This is a genomic window from Streptomyces sp. Isolate_45 (genome assembly GCF_024721315.2).
Taxonomy (GTDB): domain Bacteria; phylum Actinomycetota; class Actinomycetes; order Streptomycetales; family Streptomycetaceae; genus Streptomyces.
This window is the reverse complement of the sequence record NZ_JANFAK020000059.1, coordinates 1-19401: the sequence shown is the minus strand read 5'-3', so window position 1 is coordinate 19401 and position 19401 is coordinate 1. Positions and strand designations below refer to the sequence as shown.

Annotated in this window: 21 protein-coding genes; 9 read left to right on the top strand and 12 right to left on the bottom strand. The window is 72.8% G+C overall.

Translation table 11 applies throughout. The features are described 5' to 3' along the window. Nucleotides 1-74: 74 nt before the first annotated feature. Nucleotides 75-761: a uracil-DNA glycosylase gene (locus NOD94_RS20165; RefSeq protein ID WP_281207390.1), complete on the bottom strand. Its 687-nt coding sequence runs from the start codon at nt 759-761 to the stop codon at nt 75-77. Between the two features lie 35 nt (nt 762-796). Next, complete coding sequence (locus NOD94_RS20160; RefSeq protein WP_281207389.1) at nt 797-1885, bottom strand: exo-alpha-sialidase; 1089 nt, start codon at nt 1883-1885, stop codon at nt 797-799. Between the two features lie 203 nt (nt 1886-2088). On the opposite strand from NOD94_RS20160, the gene NOD94_RS20155 reads away from it, so the two are divergent. Together NOD94_RS20155 and NOD94_RS20150 are read left to right on the top strand one after the other, a co-directional pair. Continuing rightward, a complete protein-coding gene (locus NOD94_RS20155; RefSeq protein ID WP_281207388.1) occupies nt 2089-3189 on the top strand; it encodes an NADH:flavin oxidoreductase/NADH oxidase in 1101 nt (366 codons plus the stop codon). Nucleotides 3190-3310: 121 nt separating this feature from the next. Then, nucleotides 3311-3667 carry a helix-turn-helix transcriptional regulator gene (locus tag NOD94_RS20150; protein WP_281207387.1) on the top strand — a complete coding sequence of 119 codons (357 nt, stop codon included), beginning with the start codon at nt 3311-3313 and terminating at the stop codon, nt 3665-3667. Here NOD94_RS20150 and NOD94_RS20145 read toward each other — a convergent pair. The 3 genes from NOD94_RS20145 to NOD94_RS20135 are packed head-to-tail and all read right to left on the bottom strand — an operon-like array spanning nt 3664 to nt 6168. Then, on the bottom strand, nt 3664-4071 hold the full coding sequence (locus NOD94_RS20145; RefSeq protein ID WP_281207386.1) for a hypothetical protein: 408 nt from the start codon (nt 4069-4071) through the stop codon (nt 3664-3666). The two genes, NOD94_RS20150 and NOD94_RS20145, sit on opposite strands and share 4 nt — an antisense overlap. Before the next feature lie 35 nt (nt 4072-4106). After that, nucleotides 4107-5462 carry an FAD-dependent oxidoreductase gene (locus tag NOD94_RS20140; RefSeq protein ID WP_281207385.1) on the bottom strand — a complete coding sequence of 452 codons (1356 nt, stop codon included), beginning with the start codon at nt 5460-5462 and terminating at the stop codon, nt 4107-4109. Between the two features lie 52 nt (nt 5463-5514). Continuing rightward, entirely contained in the window at nt 5515-6168 is a 654-nt protein-coding gene (locus NOD94_RS20135) for a DUF305 domain-containing protein (protein ID WP_281207384.1), read from the bottom strand. 76 nt (nt 6169-6244) lie between these two features. On the opposite strand from NOD94_RS20135, the gene NOD94_RS20130 reads away from it, so the two are divergent. Further along, nucleotides 6245-7732 carry a hypothetical protein gene (locus NOD94_RS20130; RefSeq protein ID WP_281207383.1) on the top strand — a complete coding sequence of 496 codons (1488 nt, stop codon included), beginning with the start codon at nt 6245-6247 and terminating at the stop codon, nt 7730-7732. Nucleotides 7733-7765: 33 nt separating this feature from the next. Here NOD94_RS20130 and NOD94_RS20125 read toward each other — a convergent pair whose 3' ends face one another. The 4 genes from NOD94_RS20125 to NOD94_RS20110 form a co-directional block, all read right to left on the bottom strand. Continuing rightward, nucleotides 7766-8386, bottom strand: coding sequence for a TetR/AcrR family transcriptional regulator (locus tag NOD94_RS20125; protein WP_281207382.1), 621 nt, complete (start codon nt 8384-8386; stop codon nt 7766-7768). A 37-nt stretch (nt 8387-8423) separates the two neighbouring features. Further along, entirely contained in the window at nt 8424-9098 is a 675-nt protein-coding gene (locus NOD94_RS20120; RefSeq protein WP_281207381.1) for a phosphatase PAP2 family protein, read from the bottom strand. Between the two features lie 33 nt (nt 9099-9131). Continuing rightward, a complete protein-coding gene (locus tag NOD94_RS20115; protein ID WP_281207380.1) occupies nt 9132-10070 on the bottom strand; it encodes a M56 family metallopeptidase in 939 nt (312 codons plus the stop codon). A gap of 119 nt (nt 10071-10189) precedes the next feature. Next, nucleotides 10190-10747, bottom strand: a complete 558-nt coding sequence (locus NOD94_RS20110; protein WP_281207379.1) for a DUF5134 domain-containing protein — start codon at nt 10745-10747, stop codon at nt 10190-10192. A 146-nt stretch (nt 10748-10893) separates the two neighbouring features. On the opposite strand from NOD94_RS20110, the gene NOD94_RS20105 reads away from it, so the two are divergent. Continuing rightward, nucleotides 10894-11433, top strand: a complete 540-nt coding sequence (locus NOD94_RS20105; RefSeq protein WP_281207378.1) for a GNAT family N-acetyltransferase — start codon at nt 10894-10896, stop codon at nt 11431-11433. A 90-nt stretch (nt 11434-11523) separates the two neighbouring features. Here the strand turns inward: NOD94_RS20105 and NOD94_RS20100 are convergent, their stop codons facing one another. Together NOD94_RS20100 and NOD94_RS20095 are read right to left on the bottom strand one after the other, a co-directional pair. Beyond that, nucleotides 11524-12207 carry a glycerophosphodiester phosphodiesterase family protein gene (locus NOD94_RS20100; RefSeq protein WP_281207377.1) on the bottom strand — a complete coding sequence of 228 codons (684 nt, stop codon included), beginning with the start codon at nt 12205-12207 and terminating at the stop codon, nt 11524-11526. 288 nt (nt 12208-12495) lie between these two features. Continuing rightward, complete coding sequence (locus NOD94_RS20095) at nt 12496-13143, bottom strand: PadR family transcriptional regulator (RefSeq protein WP_281207376.1); 648 nt, start codon at nt 13141-13143, stop codon at nt 12496-12498. A gap of 49 nt (nt 13144-13192) precedes the next feature. On the opposite strand from NOD94_RS20095, the gene NOD94_RS20090 reads away from it, so the two are divergent. The 5 genes from NOD94_RS20090 (at nt 13193) to NOD94_RS20070 (ending at nt 18439) form a co-directional block, all read left to right on the top strand. Further along, a complete protein-coding gene (locus tag NOD94_RS20090) occupies nt 13193-14371 on the top strand; it encodes an LLM class flavin-dependent oxidoreductase (protein WP_281207375.1) in 1179 nt (392 codons plus the stop codon). 140 nt (nt 14372-14511) lie between these two features. Further along, on the top strand, nt 14512-15918 hold the full coding sequence (locus tag NOD94_RS20085; protein WP_281207374.1) for a DUF6421 family protein: 1407 nt from the start codon (nt 14512-14514) through the stop codon (nt 15916-15918). 26 nt (nt 15919-15944) lie between these two features. Beyond that, nucleotides 15945-16706 carry an SDR family oxidoreductase gene (locus NOD94_RS20080; protein ID WP_281207373.1) on the top strand — a complete coding sequence of 254 codons (762 nt, stop codon included), beginning with the start codon at nt 15945-15947 and terminating at the stop codon, nt 16704-16706. A gap of 11 nt (nt 16707-16717) precedes the next feature. Beyond that, a complete protein-coding gene (locus NOD94_RS20075) occupies nt 16718-17779 on the top strand; it encodes a low specificity L-threonine aldolase (RefSeq protein WP_281207372.1) in 1062 nt (353 codons plus the stop codon). Nucleotides 17780-17839: 60 nt separating this feature from the next. Further along, nucleotides 17840-18439, top strand: a complete 600-nt coding sequence (locus tag NOD94_RS20070; protein ID WP_281207371.1) for a transglutaminase family protein — start codon at nt 17840-17842, stop codon at nt 18437-18439. Here NOD94_RS20070 and NOD94_RS20065 read toward each other — a convergent pair. Further along, the coding region (locus NOD94_RS20065; RefSeq protein WP_281207370.1) for an MFS transporter at nt 18375-19401 on the bottom strand (1027 nt) is incomplete at its 5' end. The two genes, NOD94_RS20070 and NOD94_RS20065, sit on opposite strands and share 65 nt — an antisense overlap.

Sequence of the window (19401 nt, the reverse complement as noted above, 5' to 3'; positions counted from 1 at the left end):
CGGAACGGGGTGTTCGGGCAGGGCCCGGGCGGGCGGCATCTGTCCGTATTTATCCGTTGAATGTCATATAAGGTTCAACTGACTGTGGGCAAGCGCCAGTCGACGGGCTGTGCTCCCTGACGGACCAACAGGTCATTGGTGCGGCTGAAGGGCCGCGAGCCGAAGAACCCGTTGGCCGCGGACATGGGGGAGGGGTGGACGGACTCCACCGCCGGCAGCTCGCCCAGCAGCGGCCGCAGGTTGCGGGCGTCGCGCCCCCACAGCACCGACACCAGGGGCTTGCCGCGCGCCGCGAGGGCCCGGATCGCCTGCTCGGTGACCGCCTCCCAGCCCTTGCCGCGATGCCCGCCCGTCTTGCGCGGGGCCGTGGTGAGGGCGCGGTTCAGCAGGAGCACGCCCTGCCGCGTCCACGGCGTCAGGTCGCCGTTGGCCGGGCGGGGCATGCCGAGGTCCGTGTGCAGCTCCCGGAAGATGTTGTCCAGGCTGGGCGGCACCGGCTGGACGTCGGGCGCCACCGAGAAGGACAGGCCCATCGCGTGCCCCGGGGTGGGGTACGGGTCCTGCCCGACGATGAGCACCCTGACCTCGTCGAAGGGCTGCTGGAACGCGCGCAGCACGTTCGCGCCGGACGGGAGGTAGGTTCTGCCCGCCGCGATCTCGGCGCGCAGGAAGTCGCCCATCGCGGCGACCTGCGCCGCCACCGGCTCCAGAGCCCGGGCCCAGCCCGGTTCGACGATCTCGTTCAAAGGTCTCGCTGCCACGGTTGATCACTCTAGTGGCTCAACGCGGCAACGCCTCAACCGAGCACGGAGGCCCGCACGCACAGCACGTCCGGCAGGTGCTCGGCGAGCAACTGCCAGCTGTCGCCGTCGTCGTGACTGGCGTAGAGCTCGCCGTTGCGGTTGCCGAAGTAGATGCCCGCCGGGTCGGCGTCGTCCGTGCACAGGGCGTCGCGCAGCACCGTGCCGTAGTGGTCGCCGGCCGGCAGGCCCTTCGAGAGCGGCTCCCACGTGGCGCCCGCGTCCCGGGTGCGGAAGACCCGGCAGCGGTGCTCCGCCGGGACCCGGTCGGAGTCGGCGTTGAGCGGAAAGACGTAGGCGGTGTCGGGCAGGTGCGGGTGGGCGGCCACGGCGAAGCCGAAGTCGGAGGGCAGCCCGCCGCCGATGTCGGTCCACTCCGCGCCCGCGTCGTCACTCCGGTACACGCCCCAGTGGTTCTGGAGGTACAGCCGGTCCGTGTTCCCGGCGTCCTGGGCGATCTTGTGGACGCACTGGCCGAACTCGGGATCCGGGTCGGGCAGGAACACCGCCGAGACCCCGTGGTTGGACGGGGACCAGCTCGCCCCGCCGTCGCGGGTGCGGAACACCCCCGCGGTGGAGACGGCGACGGTCACCGCCAAGGGGTCGGCCGGGTCGGTGACCACGGTGTGCAGTCCCTCGCCGCCGCCCCCCGGCTCCCAGGCGGAGCGGCTCGGGTGCTCCCACAGGGGTCGCACCAGCTCGAACGACTCGCCGCGGTCGGTGGAGCGGAACAGGGCGGCCGGTTCGGTCCCCGCGTAGACCACGTCCGGGGCCTCCGGACCGGCCGGGTGCAGTTGCCAGACGCGCTCCAGGGACGCGCCCGTGTCCTGCGGGAACTTCACGGCGGCCGAGGCCGGTTCGCGCCAGTTCGCCCCGAGGTCGTCGGAGCTGAAGACGGAGGGGCCCCAGTGGGTGCTGTCGCCGCCGACCAACAGCCGGGGCGAGGGCCCCCGGCGGTCGATCGCGACCGCGGACACGGCCTGGGCGTTGAAATGGGGCCCGTCGAACTCCCAGGGGCCGGCGCCCGCGCGCCGTCCGATGAAGAGCCCCTTGCGGGTGCCCACGAGCAGTAGCACGTCGGTCATGGCCGACACCTCCGGACGTCCTTGTCCTTCACGACAGCTTTCCAGCCAGTCTGCACCCGCCCACCGACAGCGGCCGGGCGGCACGCGCGGCACTCCGACCCCGTTGTACGGGAACTCTCGTACTACGAGAGATTTCGTAGTACGGTAGTTCTCGTACTTAGCGCCGACCCCCGGTGCGCGTCCGGTGACATCTGGAGAGCCCCATGAGTGCTGCCCCCGCCGCTTTCACCGCCCTGTTCCAGCCCTACGCGCTGCGTTCGGTGACCGTCCCGAACCGCGTATGGATGGCCGCCATGTGCCAATACAGCGCCGAGCCCACCGGCCCGGGCGCGGGCGTCGCCACGGACTGGCACTTCGCGCACTACGCGGCCCGCGCCACCGGTGGCACCGGCCTGATCATCCAGGAGGCCACCGCCGTTTCCCCCGGTGGCCGGATCTCCCCCTACGACCTGGGCATCTGGAACGACACCCAGGTCGAGGCGCTCCGCCGGATCACCGCCTTCCTCAAGGCGCGGGGAACCGTCCCGGGCATCCAGATCGCACATGCCGGGCGGAAGGCGTCCACCGACCGTCCCTGGAAGGGCGGCCGGCCGGTCGGCCCGGAAGCCCACGGCTGGCAACCCGACGCCCCCAGCGCGGTCCCGTTCGCCGAGGACCACCCGGTGCCGCACGAGCTCACCCCCGACGAGATCCGTACGATCACCGGCGAGTTCGCGGCCGCCACCCGTCGCGCCCTCGCCGCGGGCTACCAGGTCGTCGAGATCCACGGCGCCCACGGCTACCTCATCGGGGAGTTCCTCTCCCCGCACAGCAACCGGCGCGCCGACTCCTACGGCGGCTCCTTCGAGAACCGCACCCGCTTCGCCCTCGAAGTCGTCGAGGCCGTCCGCGCCGAATGGCCCGAGGAACTCCCACTGTTCTTCCGCATCTCCGCCACCGACTGGCTGGAACGCGACGGTTGGACCGCCGACGACACCGTCCGGCTGGCCGGACTCCTCCAGGAGCGCGGCGTCGACCTGCTCGACGTGTCCACCGGCGGCCTCGCCCCCGGTGTGACGATCCCGCTCGGCCCCGGCTACCAGGTCCCGTTCGCCGCCCGCGTCAAGGCGGAGACGAGCCTGCCGGTCGCCGCGGTCGGCCTGATCACCGAACCGGAGCACGCCGAGAAGATCCTGGCCAACGGTGAGGCGGACGCCGTCCTGCTCGGCCGGGAACTGCTCCGCGACCCGCACTGGGCCCGCCGGGCCGCCGTCGAACTCGGCGCGGAGATCCCCACGCCGGAGGCCTACCACCGCGCCTGGTGAACCGGTGCGGCGCGGCGGCCCCCACGCGCCCCGCGCCGCACCCCGACCCGTCCTACGGCGGTTCTCGTACGATGGGCCCGCGGAGGGTCCGGCGCCCCCGACCGAACGAGCGGAGCAGGACATGACGGAACGTGACGCGGCCCGTGTCCTCGAACACCCCGAGCCGGCCGCGATCCGGCTGGAAGGCGTGCTGCACGCGCTCTCCGACCCGCTCCGGCTGTCCATCGTCCGGGACCTCGCGGCCTCGGACGCCGAACTGGCCTGCTCCCACTTCGACCTGCCGGTCACCAAGTCGACGACGACCCACCACTTCCGGGTCCTGCGCGAGAGCGGCGTCGTGCGCCAGACCTACCGCGGCACGGCCAAGATGAACGGCCTGCGCCGCGCGGAACTCCAGACCCTCTTCCCGGGCCTGTTGGACAGCGTCCTCGCGGCGGCCGACGCCGAGGCGTCCCGCCTGGCCGGGGCCGTGGTCTAGGGCCGGGCGTCCATGCGGTGGATGAGCCTGCCTTCGGGGCCGAAGACGTCGATGTAGTAGCCGTTCTTGAAGGACGCCCCCTCCTTGTTCATCAGGTGGGCGGTGACCGAGGTGTTCTGCCGGCGGAAGATCGCGTCCCCCTCATCCGCGTTGCGGGTCCGCACGACCACCCGTGGCACGCCTTCCGGTCCGTCCTGGACCTGGATCCCGTACACGTCCGGGTCCCCGCCGCCCGCCCGGTAGCGCTCGGCCAGGGCCGTCGCCTCCTGGGGAGCGGCCGTCGTGGTGGAGGTCGGGCCGGGCATGACCTGCCTGGGGGGTTCCTCCGCGCAGCCCACCAGCAGCGCGGCTCCCGCCGCCGCCGTCAGTGCCGCGTACGCACCCCGACGCAATGTGTGCCCCATCGCCAACTCCCCTGATCGGTAAGGAATCAGCGACCCTACGCGACGCCCGCCGCGCCCCGGAGGCCGGCCCAGTCGGGGATCTTCACCGAGCGGCGTCCCAGCGAGCGGCCGAGTTCCGCCTCGGCCGCCTCGATGGCCAGCCACCCCGGCCACTCCACCGGCCGCAGCCCCGCGGCGCGCAGCGCGTCGAGCGGGTCCCGGGGAAGATCGCGGCGCGCGAGTGCGCCCGCGTCCTGGAGCAGCGAGGACACCGTCTCCTTGGCGCACGGCCGGTTCGTGCCGATCACCCCGGTCGGCCCGCGCTTGATCCAGCCCGCCACGTACTCGCCGACCGAGGCCCGGCCCGCGCGCAGCACCCGACCCGCCGCGTGCGGCACGGTCCCCCGCGCCGCGTCGAACGGCAGCCCGGGCAGCGGCACGCCCAGGTACCCCACCGAACGCAGCACCAGCTCGGCCGGGAGGTCCTCGTACGCGCCCGTACCCGTGACGCCGCCCCGGCCGTCGGGGGCGGTCCGCTCGAAGCGCAGGGCCCGCACCCGGCCGTCCGCCCCGCCCAGCACCTCCACCGGCCGCAGGTAGAACCGCAGGGTGAGGCGGCGCGACTCCCCGGCACCCGAACCCGGTCCGGTCCAGCCGCGCAGCACCTCGACGTTGCGCCGGGCCACCGCGGGCAGGGCCGCCGCCGCACCGGGGTCCGCGTACGCCGGGTCCAGGGCCGCCTCCGCCGGATCGACCCGGATCCCGACCCCCGGGAGCGTGCCCAGTTCGCGGAGCTCCTTGGTGGTGAACCGGCCCTGGGAGGGGCCGCGCCGGGCCACCATCGACACCTCGCGGACCCCGCTGCCGGCCAGTGCGCCGAGCGCCGGCTGGGGCATGTCCGTCGGTGTCAGGTCCGCCGCGCCCCGGGCCAGGATCCGGGCCACGTCCACCGCGACGTTCCCGGCGCCGACGACCACGGCCGAGCGGACGCCGCTCAGGTCGAAGGGCCCGGCGTCCGGATGGCCGCTGTACCAGGACACGAAGGCCGTGGCGGAGTGCACGCCGGCGAGTTCCTCGCCCGGGATGCCGAGGAGCCGGTCGCGGGCGGCGCCCACGCAGTAGACGACGGCGTGGTAGAGCTCCAACAGCCGGGCCGTGGAGAGCGGCGGGGCGCCGACCTCCACGTTCCCGAGGAAGCGGATCCGGTCCTCCTCGAGGACGGTGCGCAGGCTTCCGGTCAGCGATTTGATCTTCTCGTGGTCGGGGGCCACCCCGTACCGCACGAGGCCGTACGGGGCCGGCAGCCGGTCCAGCACGTCGACCCGCACACCGGGCACCTCACGCTGCTGGACCAGTGCCTGGGCGGCGTAGACCCCGCTCGGGCCCGAACCGACGACGGCGACACGAAGCACGGCGGAGCTCCTCCCGCAGGTGCTTCCAGCATGACACCGGCCCCCGGACCCGTCAGCCCATCGCGCGCATCCGGTGGATCTCGGCGCTCTGGGTGGCCACCACCTCCGTCGCCATCTCCTCGACGGCCACGTTGTTGCCCCGGGAGAGCGCCTCGCCCGCCATCTTCAGGGCGCCCTCGTGGTGGGCGGTCATCAGGGTCAGGAAAAGCCGGTCGAAGTCGGCGCCCTTGGCGTCGCGCAGCTGCTCCAGCTGCTGGGGAGTCGCCATCCCGGGCATGGCGCCGTGGTCGTGGCCGCCCGCGTCGGGCGCGGGCGCCGGGTGGCGGGTGACCCACTTCTCCATCGCGCCGATCTCGGGTCCCTGTGCGGCCGCGATCCGCTCCGCGAGCCGCTTGACGCCTTCCCCGGAGGCCCGTTCCGGGGCCAGCGCGCTCATCACGAGGGCCTGGCGGTGGTGCTCGGTCATGTTCCGCACGTACGCGTGGTCGGCCGCGTTGGGGCTGTCGTCGGGCCGTTCCCGCGCGGCCTGTTCGGGGGTGAGGGTGCGGGCCTTCTCGCCCGGTCTGCCGGGCGCGACCACCACCGTCGCCCCGTCGCCCGCCGCGTCCGCGGCGCCGTCGTCCTCGCATCCGGTGAGCGTGAGGAGGAGTCCGGCGGTCAGTGCCGCCGCCAGGAATCGGCCGACCGATGCATTTGCCATGTCCATGGAAAAGACGATACTGCCGGGGTCCAGGTTCCGTTCCCACGAGGAACGGGACGTTCGGGCCCCCACGGGAGGCACAGTGACCTCGCTGCACACCGTCAGAGTGCGCCACCGGAGTCTGGGAGTGGCCTTGGCCGCCGCCGGACTCCTCACCACGCTCCTGGCGACCGCCGGACCGGCGGCCGCCACCCCCGACCCCGGGGACTTACGGCCGGGCGCGGGCTCCGGGCGGAGCGCCGCTTCCGCCCCGGACCGCGAACTCGCCCCCGGCGAGATACCCGGTCAGGACGAGATCGTCCACAGCCGCAACATCAAACCGCTGGCCAACATCCCCAGTGCCAACCCCAACGGCATCAACACCGACCTGGCCTTCGAGGGCCGGTACGCCTACGCGGGCAATTACGACGGCTTCACCGTCTACGACATCGGCAATCCCAAGTCCCCGAAGGTGGTCAGTCAGGTCCTGTGCCCGGGCGGCCAGAACGACATCTCGGTCTCCGGGGACCTGCTCTTCCTGTCGACGGACTCCTCGCGCAGCGACGACTCCTGCAACAGCGTCTCGCAACCGGCGACGGAGAAGTCCTCCTGGGAGGGCATCAAGATCTTCGACATCAAGGACAAGAAGAACCCGAAGTACATCAAGTCCGTCGAGACCGCCTGCGGCTCCCACACGCACACGCTGGTGCCGGGCGGCCGTGACCTCTACCTGTACGTCGCCTCCTACTCCCCGAACGAGGCCTTCCCGGACTGCAAGCCCCCGCACGACGGCATCTCCGTGGTGAAGGTGCCCAAGAAGGCCCCGACCAAGGCGGCCGTCGTCGGCTTCCCCGTCCTCTTCCCGGACGGCGGCAACCCGGGCGCACCCGCCAACCCCGGGGTCTCCAAGACCACGGGCTGCCACGACATCACGGTGCTGCCCTCCAAGAACCTGGCCGCCGGTGCCTGCATGGGCGACGGCATCCTCTTCGACATCACCAGGCCGGAACTGCCCAGGGTCATCGACCGGGTCCAGGACAACGTGAACTTCGCCTTCTGGCACTCGGCCACCTTCAACGAGCGGGCGAACAAGGTGGTGTTCACCGACGAGCTCGGTGGTGGGGGCGGCGCCACCTGCAACGAGGCGACCGGACCTAACCGGGGCGCCGACGGCATCTACGACATCACCGGCCGCGGCGACCAGCGCGAGCTCGTCTTCAAGAGCTACTTCAAGATCCCGCGCCACCAGGCCGACACCGAGAACTGCGTCGCCCACAACGGCTCGCTGATCCCGGTCGGCGGCGGCCGCGACATCATGGTCCAGGCCTGGTACCAGGGCGGCGTCTCGGTGTGGGACTTCACCGACTCCACCCGCCCCAAGGAGATCGGCTACTTCGAACGCGGCCCGCTGACCACCGACGCCCTCGGCCTCGGCGGCTCCTGGTCGGCGTACTACTACAACGGGCACATCTACTCGAACGACATCGTCAAGGGCCTCGACGTGCTGCGGCTCGACGACTGGCGCACCGACAGCGCCAAGTGGGTGCGGATGGACCGCCTCAACGTGCAGACCCAGCCCGACTACCGCTGACCACGGCGGCGCCGGTCGTCACCCGCGCCACCGTCACCCGAACGTCCCGCCGGGCGGTCCGCCGTCCGGCGGGACACCGAGCTCCCAGTCCAGTCCGTACCGCTGGAACAGCTCGGCGCGCAGCCGGGGCCCGGGCATCGGGGCCCCCGGCAGCAGCACCGCCACCACCGCCCCCATCAGCAGGGCCCGCAGCAGCGGGTAGTCCGTGTCCACGTCGGCCGAGCCGTACCGGGCGACGGTGTCCCGCAGCAGCTCCGCCAGGCGCTGCTGCTCCGGGCACTGGATGAACCCCTCGGCCGCGAGGATGCCCGCCATGTGCGTGCGCATCAGCCGGGGATGGTCCCGGGCCAGCCCGAGGACCGCGTCGATCGCCCGGGCGAGCCGCTCGCGGCCGTCCGCGCTCCGCGGCTCCCGCCCCAGCGCCGCTTCCAGGGTCAGGTGCATCAACCGGTGCACGGCGGACTGCAGGAGCTGCCGCTTCCCCGGGAAGTAGTACGACACCAGGCCGCGGGCCGCGCCGGCCCGGTCGGCGATGTCGCCGAGCGTCGTGGCCTCGAAGCCGCGCTCGGACACCAGCTCGACCGTGGCCTGCAGCAGCCGCTCCCGGGAACGTCTGCGCAATTCTTCATTGACCGATGCGCTGCGCGGGGACATGCTTACTCCTGCGTTGACTGGCTCCGGGCCAATATACTCAGCGCGCGGTGTCGTCTGTTCGGGGCGACGCGGGGGATCGCCCCGGGCAGGCACACCGGCACGCCGCGAGCGCCACCAGGGCAACCAGTGCCACGCCCAGGAGCCAGCCCGCGAGAACGTCCGAGAACCAGTGGACGCCGAGGTAGAGCCGGGTGAAGCCGACCCCGAGCACCGAGACCGCGGCCACCGTCCACGCGCCGTACAGCACCGGCCGCGCGACCTTCCGCGGCATCAGCCACAGCAGCAGCCCGCACACCACCGTGGCCGTCATCGCGTGCCCCGAGGGGTAGGCCGCGTACTGGGCGGAGTCGACGGGATCCGGCCACTGCGGGCGCTCCCGGCCGACGGCGGCCTTCAACCCCTGCTGCACGGCCGAGGCCACCAGTGTGGCCACGGCCACTCCCACGGCGCGGACGCGGTCCCCGCGCCACCACAGCCACCCGCATGCCGCCGCGGCCAGGGCCCGCATCGTCCAGGGGTCCCAGACCCAGTCGCTCAGTACCCGCATCGGACCGGTGACCGCGGAGTGGGAGACGGCGTACGGGTGGAGCGCCCCCGCGACCCGTTCGTCGTAGGCGATGAGCGGCTGCCACCGGATCACCACCAGGACGGTCAGCACGGCCGCGGCCAGCGCGCAGGCCGACCCCGCTTTCCCCAGCCGGTTGTTCCGCATGCCCCGATCCTCGCAGCAAGCGGAACGCCTCCCTCACCTCAGCGCGCTGAGTCCCGGTACGAAGGCGACCAGCAGCGGCACCGCCGGCACCAGCGTGGCCAGCGCCGTCAGGCGCAGCCGGCGGCCCGGGGAGAGCCGGGGCGAGGCCGACAGCAGCCGCCGCACGCGCTGCGGCACGTGCGCCTGCGCGGTGGGGGAGGGGCCGAAGACCCCGCGGTCCTCGTTCAGTCCGACCAGGGCCAGCGCGATCGTCAGGCGCCCGTAGCGCCGCGAGGCCACGTCGTCCGCGGCCAGCTCGACCAGCCGGTGCATCTCCGCCTCGAACGCGGCGAACACCGGCACCTGCGGGAACCCCCGGGACAGCGCCCGCGAGCAGTGCAGCAGCCAGTCGTGCCGGGCCGCCGCGTGCCCCTGCTCGTGCGCCAGTACGGCGTCCAGCTGGCTGCCCTTGAGTCGGCCCAGCGCCGCCGTGGTCACCACCAGCTGCGGCGCCGCCCCCGGCTGCCACCAGGCCTCCGGCCGCGGCCCCTCCAGCACGACGAGCCGCCCGGCCACCGGTTCCTCACCGGGCAGCAGCGGCGCGCGGACCAGCAGTTCGGCGTCCCGGGCACGCCGCCGGGCCCGGGCCCGCAGCACCTCCCGCGTCAGCATCGCGCCGGTCCACAGGCCCCCGCAGGCCAGCGCCAGGGCGGTTCCGGTGGCCCACGGGCCGCCCGCCGCCCCCAGTGAGTAGGCGTCGACCACCCCGTGGGGCGCCGCCGCGAAGAGCCGACCCCGCACGGCCTGCCAGGCGGCGGCCGCGCTCAGCAACATCGACAGGGCCAGGCACAGGAGCGTCGCGCCGACCACGCACTGCCACGCCCACAGCGCGACGACGGGTTCGCGATCGGGCCACTGGGCCCGAGCCAGGAGACGGGGTGCGAGCACCGCGGTCAGAGCGCCGAGCAGGAGGAGAACGGCGGGGACCATCATGGCCGCCACCCTAAGAGGGCACCCCTGCCCACCGGTACGGTCCTGGGGTATTGGTGACGCAGGACACGTCCCGCGACACGGCCGCCTCGGGCCGTTGTCGGCGCCGCGCGACGAGGCCGTCACATCGTCAGCAGCATCGCCAACATCCCCGTTCCCATGGCGAGTCGGCACGCGGGGATGAGGTCCCCGGGACCCGCCACCACCCCGACGGACCGCCCGCCGCCCGCGGCCGCGCCGACGGGCCCGCCGCCGGCCGTCACCAGCCGGGCCCCGCCGAGCAGCACGTAGCCCGCGTAGTAGAGGAGCAGCGCGCCCGTCACCGCCGGCAGCCCGGCCCTACCGTGTTCGTGTCCGGCGGTCATCGACAGCGCCATGTAGGTCATCGCCAGCGAGCCGACCAGGTGGTGCGCGTGGTGGGCGCCGCCCCGCAGCATCCACAGGGCGTGCACCGCCGCACCACCGAACACGGCGAGGAGGATCCCGGGCCCCCACGCGCCGGTTCCCGAGGGCACGGCCATCGCCGCCATCCCGAACCCCATCACGGCCTCGCCCGCCGCCACCCCGCGCCCGGGGCGTCCCGCTCTGCGCGCCCGCAGCAGACAGTAGGCACCGCTCACCGCGCACAGCAGTACGAGCAGCCAGGCGGACATGGCGGAGGCGGGGGAGGAGAAGGGCATGGCGGGACCGTGCACGGCGGAACCTCCCGGTTCGTCGGCGTCACGGGAAGGAATGCCCGCGCGGCGCCGCGCTCACGCCGCCCCGCGTTACGCTCTCCATGCCGCACCAGGCATGTCATATGCCACCGCATCGAACGGAGCGCCCGATGTCCACCGCCCAGCCCGCCGCCCTCAGCTTCCGTGCCGCCGTGGAGGCGGACGTACCGGAACTGGTGGTACTCGTCGAATCCGCCTACCGCGGAGACGCCAGCCGGGCGGGCTGGACCACCGAGGCCGACTACCTGGACGGGCAGCGCACCGACCCGGAGGGGGTCCGCGCGGTCATCGAGAACAAGGACGGCGTGCTGCTCGTCGTCGAGCGCGCGGGCGTGATCGTCGCCTGCTGCCAGCTCGAACACCGCGGGGAATACGCCTACTTCGGCATGTTCGCCGTCCGCCCCGGCCTCCAGGGCGGCGGCCTCGGCAAGGAGATCCTGGCCGAGGCGGAACGCCGCGCCCGCGAGATGTGGGGGGCCCAGGAGATGCGGATGACGGTGATCAACGTACGGGAGGAGCTCATCGCCTACTACGTGCGCCGCGGGTACGCGCGCACCGGCGAACTGAGCCCCTTCCCCTACGGCGACGCGCGCTTCGGCGAGCCGCGCCGCGACGACCTGGCCTTCGAGCTGCTCGTCAAGTCGCTCTGAGGCGAGTCGCCCCGGCCCGGTGGGGCCCGGGGCGGTAGGCCCTCGGGCGGTACGCCGCGGGCAACCCGCCCCGTGGGCCCGGCCGTTCGGTCAGGCCGTGAAACGGCCGGTGCTGCGGATCTCCGGGAGGCCGGTGACGGCGCCGTCCAGCTGCAGCGCCCGCGCCAGCCGCAGCCGGTCCAGCGTGTCGACCGTCCAGCCCGTCACCCGCAGTCCGGCCGCGTGCGCCGCCTCGACGGTCTCCAGGGTGACGCGCCGGATGTCGAGGTCGAGCGTCCGCGCCCCCGCGGCCAGGGCCCGATCGACGACGTCCGCCCCGTGCCGCTCCGCGTGCAGCACCGTCCGCACGCCCGGCGCGAGATGGGCCACGGTGGTGAGCACCGCGCCGTCGCGCGAGGCCACCTCCACCCGCGAGGTCAGGTCCCGGCGCACCAGGAGCTCCGCGAGCGCGGCCCCGGTCCGCTGGTCGTGCACCGAAATCCGCAGCGGTACCCCCACGGCGTCCAGCACCTCCTCCGGGAGGGGCGGGCGCTCGCCCTGACCGGCGTCCAGGGCGCGCAGCTCGGCGAGGGTCAGGTCGGCGACGGCGCCCGAGCCGTCGGTGGTGCGGTCCACTTCCGCGTCGTGCAGGACGACGAGGGCGCCGTCCTTGCTGAGGCGCAGGTCCAGCGCGATGACGTCCATCCCGCAGCGTTCCGCGCGGACGAACGACCGCAGGGTGTTCTCCGGTTCGACACCCATGACCCCGCGATGACCGATGGTGAGGAAAGTCAAGGTTCTCTCGCTTCCGTCGACGGCGGCTCCCGCGCGGTCGCGGTCCCGACCGGCCGCGCGCGGTGAGGACGCATGCTAATGCGCCCCGCCCGCGAAGGGACCGGGCGTGCGGGGGCCCGGATCGGCCGTCCGGCCGCTTCCCGCCAGGGCCGTGCGCGCCGGGGCGGGCGCGTGCGGCCCCGCCGCGTCACCCGGGCGTGGGCGCGTCCCCACCGGCTTGACGGACCGCCGTGCGGGGGCGGCGGAGGTCACGCTTCCGCAGGTTGCCCCCGCCCCGGGGAGGGGTTCTCAAGGCCCGGCCGGACCCGGTGCTGCCGGTGCTTCCAGCGCTTCCCGTCCTCGCCGGGGCTCTTCCGCTTCCTTCGGGGCCGCCTCCGCGAGATCGGCGAGCAGGGCACCGGACAGCTCCAGTTCGGCCAGGTGCTGGCGTTCGCTCCAGCGCAGGACCAGCGTGGGGAAGGCCCACTCCGCCACGTCCGCCGCGTGCTCCATGGCCTCCCGTACGGCGGCCAGTTCGGCCCGGGTCCGTTCCATGTGGTCCGTCACCATCGCGCGCAGCCGCTCGGGCTCCGCGAGGTGCCCCAGCCAGATCCGCAGCAGCAGTCCGTGCTTGAGCACCGGCGGGCCCGCCTGCGCGGTGTCGCCCGCCCATCCTGTCAGGGCCTCGCGGCCCGCGTCGGTGATCGCGTAGCGGCGCTTGGCGCGCGCCTCCTCGGGTCCCGAGCGCACGGAGACCGCGTACCCCAGGTCCTCCAGCCGCCGCAGTTCCGCGTAGATCTGGCTGATGGCGGGCGACCAGTAGAAGAAGCGGAGGGAGGAGTCCGCCCACTTCTTCAGCTCGTACCCGGTGCGCTCGCCGGGGAACGACAGCAGGCCGAGCACCGCCCACGCGGTGGGCGGGAGGTCTTGCTTCTTCGGTTCCTGACTACTAGTCATATTCCGAATCGAAGTGAGACCGGGCACGGGACGCAACCCTGGAGGCATCGTGAAATTCTCCGTGATCTTCGAAGCTCAGCTGGCCGACCCGACCGTGGAGCGGGAGCACCAGGTCATCCGCGACTGCGTCGAGCAGGCAGTACTGGCCGAACGCATGGGATTCGACCGGATCTGGGCCGTTGAGCACCACTCGCTGAAGTGGTACGCCCACATGAGCGCACCGGAGATCTTCTTGACGTGGGTAGCGGCCCGGACGCACACCATACGCATCGGGCACGGGGTCGTGTGCATGCCGTTCAACTTCAACCACCCGGTCCGGGTCGCCGAGCGCGCGGCCATGCTCGACCTGCTGTCCGGCGGCCGGCTCGACCTCGGGGCCGGCCGGGGCGGGACGGAGCAGGAGACCTCGCTGTGCGGCGTCGACCGGGAGCGGACCACCGCCGAGGTCGAGGAGGCGCTGCGGATCATCGGGCGGGCCTGGCAGGAGGAGGAGTTGGAGTACCACGGCGAGCTGCTCGACATCGCGCCGCACCCGATCCTGCCCCGCCCGGCGCAGACCCCCCATCCGCCGCTGTTCCTGGCGTGCAGCCGGGGGGAGACGCTGGTGCGGGCGGCCGAGCTGGGGATCGGGGCGCTGGTGATGGGCTTCGCGGGGCCGGAGTCGATCGCCGGGATGCGCGCCGTCTACGACGCGGCGATCGCGGGCCGGGACGGGAGCGCCTTCGTGTCCACCGTGGTCAACGACCACTTCTCGGTGCTCTGCCCGACGATCGTGCTGGAGGACCCGGAGGAGGCCCGTCGCGTCGGGATCCGCGGGCAGCGGTTCTTCGCGCAGTCCATCGGGCACTGGTACGGCGGCGCCGGCGTTCCGGACGAGGCGGTGGTGGCGGGTGCCGACGAGGAGGCCGGGATGCGCCGGGCCGCCGAGCAGGTCGTGGCGCGGCTGCACGAGCTGGACATCCCCGTCCGGCCCACGGCGACGGCGACTTTCAACCCCGACCACGCCTACGGCGGCGCGGACGACGCCATCGCCTACGTGGAACGACTGGAGGCCGCCGGCGCGGACGAGGTGATGTGCCTGATCCAGATGGGCACCGTGCCACAGGAGGCGTGCATGGAAACCATCCGACAGTGGGGTGAAAAGGTCATTCCGCACTTCGCCGGTCGCGGAGCGCGAACGGAGGGACACGCACCGCTGCGCGGACTCGGGTCGAAAGATGCGGAATAATGGCCTCCATGCTCGGTGACGGGAAGAATTCCGGCAGGGAAGGGGGTGACGCAGGATAATTTCCTGAGTTTCCTCTTGAGCGGGAGAGCCTCCCATGCCTACCCTGTGCCGACGTGAGGTTCTCCTGTGGAGGAAGTGACATGACGGAAACTCTTGTGCCGGGTGCCGGCGGTGCCGTGATAACCGCTGGCGCGCGGGTGGTCGACCACCCGGCGTGGCCCGAGCTCAAGGCCGCCGTGGAGGAGATCCGTCCGTGGCAGAGCGCGGACGGCTCCATCGACTTCGAGGCGGAGGGCGCGCACGCCCGCGCCACCGTCCTGGCCGCCGTCGAGCGCGTGATCACCGCCGTCGAGACGCTGTCGCCGCTGCTCCCGCACGCCACCGCGTACCACGAGGCCCTGGTGGCCGACCTGCGCAAGTGGGCCGCCGACGACTTCCGCGTACCGGACTTCCTCGACTCCCTGCTGGCCTTCCAGCCGGCCGCCGAGCGCGCCGACGGGCTCCAGCACCTCGTGGTCTTCCCGATGTACACGCAGAACGGCAACCCGGACCGCAACCTGGAGGCCGTCGCGCTCAGGATGGTGTGGCCCGAGTGGCTCGCCGAGCTGGAGCGCACGCGCTACGACAACCCGCTCTTCCTCGGCATCACCTTCGAGGACTTCACCCCGGGTTACGACACGAACTCCGCCGTCCTCTTCCCGGAGACCATCGCCGTGCGCGAGGCCCCCGAGCGCTTCACCTGGGGCGGCATCTTCTGCGACCGCGAGGCCGCGCGCTACCGCAAGGTGACCGCCGCCGCAGTGGACATCCTCGGCATCGAGCTTCCCGAGGACATCGCCGCCATGGTCGAGGACCAGGAGCGCTGCGAGAAGGCCTTCGTCCTGTGGGACATGGTCCACGACCGCACCCACAGCCACGGCGACCTGCCGTTCGACCCCTTCATGATCAAGCAGCGCCAGCCGTTCTGGATGTACGGCCTGGAAGAACTGCGCTGCGATCTCACCGCCTTCAAGGAGGCCGTGAAGCTGGAGTCCGAGGGCAACGAGCACGGCCGTGACGTGCAGTACGCCGTCCTCTTCGACCGGATGTTCCGCTTCCCGGTCTCCGGCGACCGCAACCGCAACTACGACGGACTCGGCGGCCAGCTGCTCTTCGCGTACCTCCACAAGCACGACGTCGTGCGCTGGACGGACAACAAGCTGAAGATCGACTGGATGCGCGCCCCGCAGGTCACCAACCAGCTCTGCGCCGAGATCGAGGACCTCTACCGGGCCGGCATCGACCGCCCGAAGCTCGTCCACTGGTTCAAGGCGTACGAGCTCGTCTCCACCTACCTGGCCCCGCACCCGGGATCCAAGTGGGCCAAGGGCGCCGACGCCCTCGACACGACGCAGCCGCCGCGCAAGCTCGTGGACGACGTGCTTCCGGACGAGTTTCCGCTCAGCATGTTCTACGAGGCCCTCGCCAAGAAGCTCAAGGGCGTGATCGCCTCCACGAAGGGCATCACCGCCCTGAACGCCGAGACGGCCGGCCGGGCCGCCGCATGAGCACCGCTCCGCAGGAGGCTGCACAGATGAACGGCTCCGTGAACGGCAACGGCAAGCTCCATGGAGCGGTGGTCGCGGTGGCGGGAGCCGGCGGCCCCGCCGGACGCGCCACGCTGCTCCGCCTCGCGGAGGCGGGCGCGATCGTCGTGGCGTCCGACGCCGATCCGGCGCGCCTCGCCGAGGCCGTCGACGCGGCCCGCTACGCCCACGGCGGCGCCACCATCACCGGTGACACCGTCGACCTGCTCGACCTCGAAGCCACCAAGGCGTGGGCCGAGGACACCGAGAAGGAGTTCGGCCGCCTCGACGGCGTCGTTCACCTGGTCGGCGGCTGGCGCGGCAGCAAGACGTTCACCGACGTGGACCTCGCGGACTGGGACTTCCTGGAGAAGCTCCTCATCCGCACCGTCCAGCACACCTCGCTCGCCTTCCACGACGGCCTGCTGCGCAGCGATCGCGGCCGATACGTGCTGATCAGCCAGTCCGGCGCGCACAAGCCGGTCGCCAACAACGCCGCGTACAACGCGGGCAAGGCGGCCGCCGAGGCCTGGACCCTGGCCATGGCGGACTCCTTCCGCAAGGCGGGGGGCGAGGACGGCCCGCACGCCGCGGCTGCGATCCTGGTCATCAAGGCACTGGTGCACGACGCGATGCGCGCGGAGCGCCCCAATGCGAAGTTCGCGGGCTTCACCGACGTCGCGGAGCTGGCCGAGGCCATCGCCGGCGTGTGGGAGCGGCCCGCCTCCGAGGTGAACGGACAGCGTCTGTGGCTCACTCCGCAACCGTGAGGACCGATGCGGTGAAGACCGACGCGCGGCGCCACCACGACCCCGCGGTACGCGGGTTCGCGAGCGACAACTACGCCGGGGTGCACCCGGAGGTCCTCGCGGCCCTCGCCCTCGCCAACGGCGGCCACCAGGTCTCGTACGGCGAGGACGAGTACACCGAGAACCTGCAGAAGATCTTCCGCAGCCACTTCGGGCCGTACGCCGAAACCTTCCCGGTCTTCAACGGCACGGGCGCCAACGTCGTCGCCCTCCAGGCCATGACCGACCGGTGGGGCGCCGTGATCTGCGCCAAGTCCGCCCACATCAACGTGGACGAGGGCGGCGCCCCCGAGCGCATGGCCGGCCTCAAGCTGCTCGCCGTTCCCACGCCGGACGGCAAGCTCACGCCCGAGCTGATCGACCAGGAGGCCTGGGGCTTCGACGACGAGCACCGGGCCATGCCGCAGGTCGTCTCGATCACCCAGAACACCGAACTCGGCACGGTCTACACGCCGGACGAGATCAAGGCGATCTGCGAGCACGCCCACGGCCTCGGCATGAAGGTGCACCTCGACGGCGCCCGCATAGCCAACGCCGCGGCCTCGCTCGACGTGCCGATGCGCACCTTCACGAACACGGTCGGCGTGGACGTGCTCTCGTACGGCGGCACCAAGAACGGCATGATGTTCGGCGAGGCCGTGGTCGTGCTGAACCCGGACGCCGTCCGGAAGATGAAGCACATCCGCAAGATGTCGATGCAGCTCGCGTCCAAGATGCGCTTCGTCTCCGTCCAACTGGAGGCGCTGCTCGCCAAGGACCTGTGGCTGCGCAACGCCCGCCACGGCAACGCCATGGCGCAGCGGCTCGCGGCCGGCGTGCGGGAGACCGACGGGGTGGAGATCCTCTACCCGGTGCAGGCGAACGCGGTGTTCGCCCGGCTTCCGCACGAGGTCACCCGACGGCTCCAGGAGCGCTACCGCTTCTACTTCTGGGACGAGGCCGCCGGCGACGTCCGCTGGATGTGTGGTTTCGACACCCAGGAAGAGGACGTGGACGGCTTCCTCCAGGCGCTGAAGGAAGAGCTGGCGCGCTGAATCCGGCCCACCGCTAAATCGATAGGCATGCGCGATAGCGCATAGGTATGCTCCTGGATCATGGAAATGATCCAGGAGCACGCCGACCTCGACGCCTATCTGGTCGCGGACGAGGTCGTAGACCACGACCACCCCTTCGTACTGGAGACCGCCGACGCCCTCTGGACGGCCACCGGGAACGACCGGGCCTACGCCGAAGTGGCCTTCGGGTTCGTCCGCGACACCGTCGGGCATTCCGCCGACACCGGTGACGAGCGCGTCACCTGGAGGGCCTCCGACACGCTGCGCACGCGCAACGGCATCTGCCTGGCCAAGTCCCACGCCCTCGCCGCGCTCCTGCGCGCCCGGGGCATTCCCGCGGCCCTTTGCTACCAGCGCCTCCTCGCCGACGACGGCGCCGCGCACATGATCCACGGCCTGATCGCCCTGCGACTGCCCGGCAGCTCCCGCTGGTCCCGGCTCGACGCCCGCGGCAACAGGCCCGGCGTCGACGCCCGCTTCGACCTGGACCGGGAGTGGCTCGCCTTCCCCGTGCGCCCGGAACTCGGCGAGAGCGACTACCCCGAGCTGTACGCCGCCCCGCACCCGGCCGCCCTCAGGGCGCTCCGGGAGTCCCCCGACCGGACGCGGCTGTGGCGGAACCTGCCGACATCTCTGTAACCGGCTCAGGTACGGGTCCACGGGCCCCCACCAGTAGGTGCAGGGTGGCGGCCGCCAGCTGGAGCGCCGCGATCCCGAGCAGCAGCGTCCAGGCCGGGGCGGCGGCCGTCAGCCCCACGAGGGCGGCGCCCGCCGAGGCCGCCGTCAGCTTCAGTCCCGCCCCCAGGGTGAAGACCTGTGCCCGCAGCCCGTCCGGCGCGTACCGCGAACGGATCCGCAGCGTCGCCGTCAGGAGCGGCCCGTCGCACACCCCGGCCACCGCGAACAGCGCGGCCGTCACGGGCACCGACGGGGTGAACGCGGCCGCCGCCAGGGCCGCCCCGGTCCCCGCCATCGCCCAGCGGGCCAGCCGGCCCGGTGCCACGGAGGTGATCCGGCCCAGGGTCAGCGAGCCGGTCAGTGCCCCCACCGCGAAGGCCGTCATCAGGACCCCGCCCGCGCCAGGGCTGCCGAGCTCCGCGGCCAGCAGCACCGAGCCGGTGGTCAGCGCCCCGACGCCGACGAAGGCCAGGGTCGTCGCCGAGGTGACCGCCCGCAGCTCCCGGACCCGCCACAGCGCGGCGAGGCCCGCCCCCAGCCCGGCCCGGGGGCCGTCCTGCGGCCGGGCCGCGCCGGGGTCCTCGTACGGGAGGGTCGCCGCCAGGAGCGCCGCCAGGGCGCCGGAGGCGGTCAGCAGGGCCATCGCGGGACCGGCCGAGGCCAGGGCCGTGATCGTGCCGACGGCGGCGGGCGCCGTGACCGCCGCGGCGTTGTACGTGGACGCGTCCCACCCGTACGCCCGGTCCCGCCCCGGCCCCTCCGGCACCAGGGAGGCGACGAGGCTGGACAGCCCGCCCGTCACCATCGGCCCGCAGGTCCCCCCGAGCACCGCCACGGCCAGCACCGCCGGCCAGGGGGCGCGCCCCAGTAGCACCGCCAGCGCGGCCGTCGCGACCGTGAACCCGGCCAGCGCGCCCGCGTGG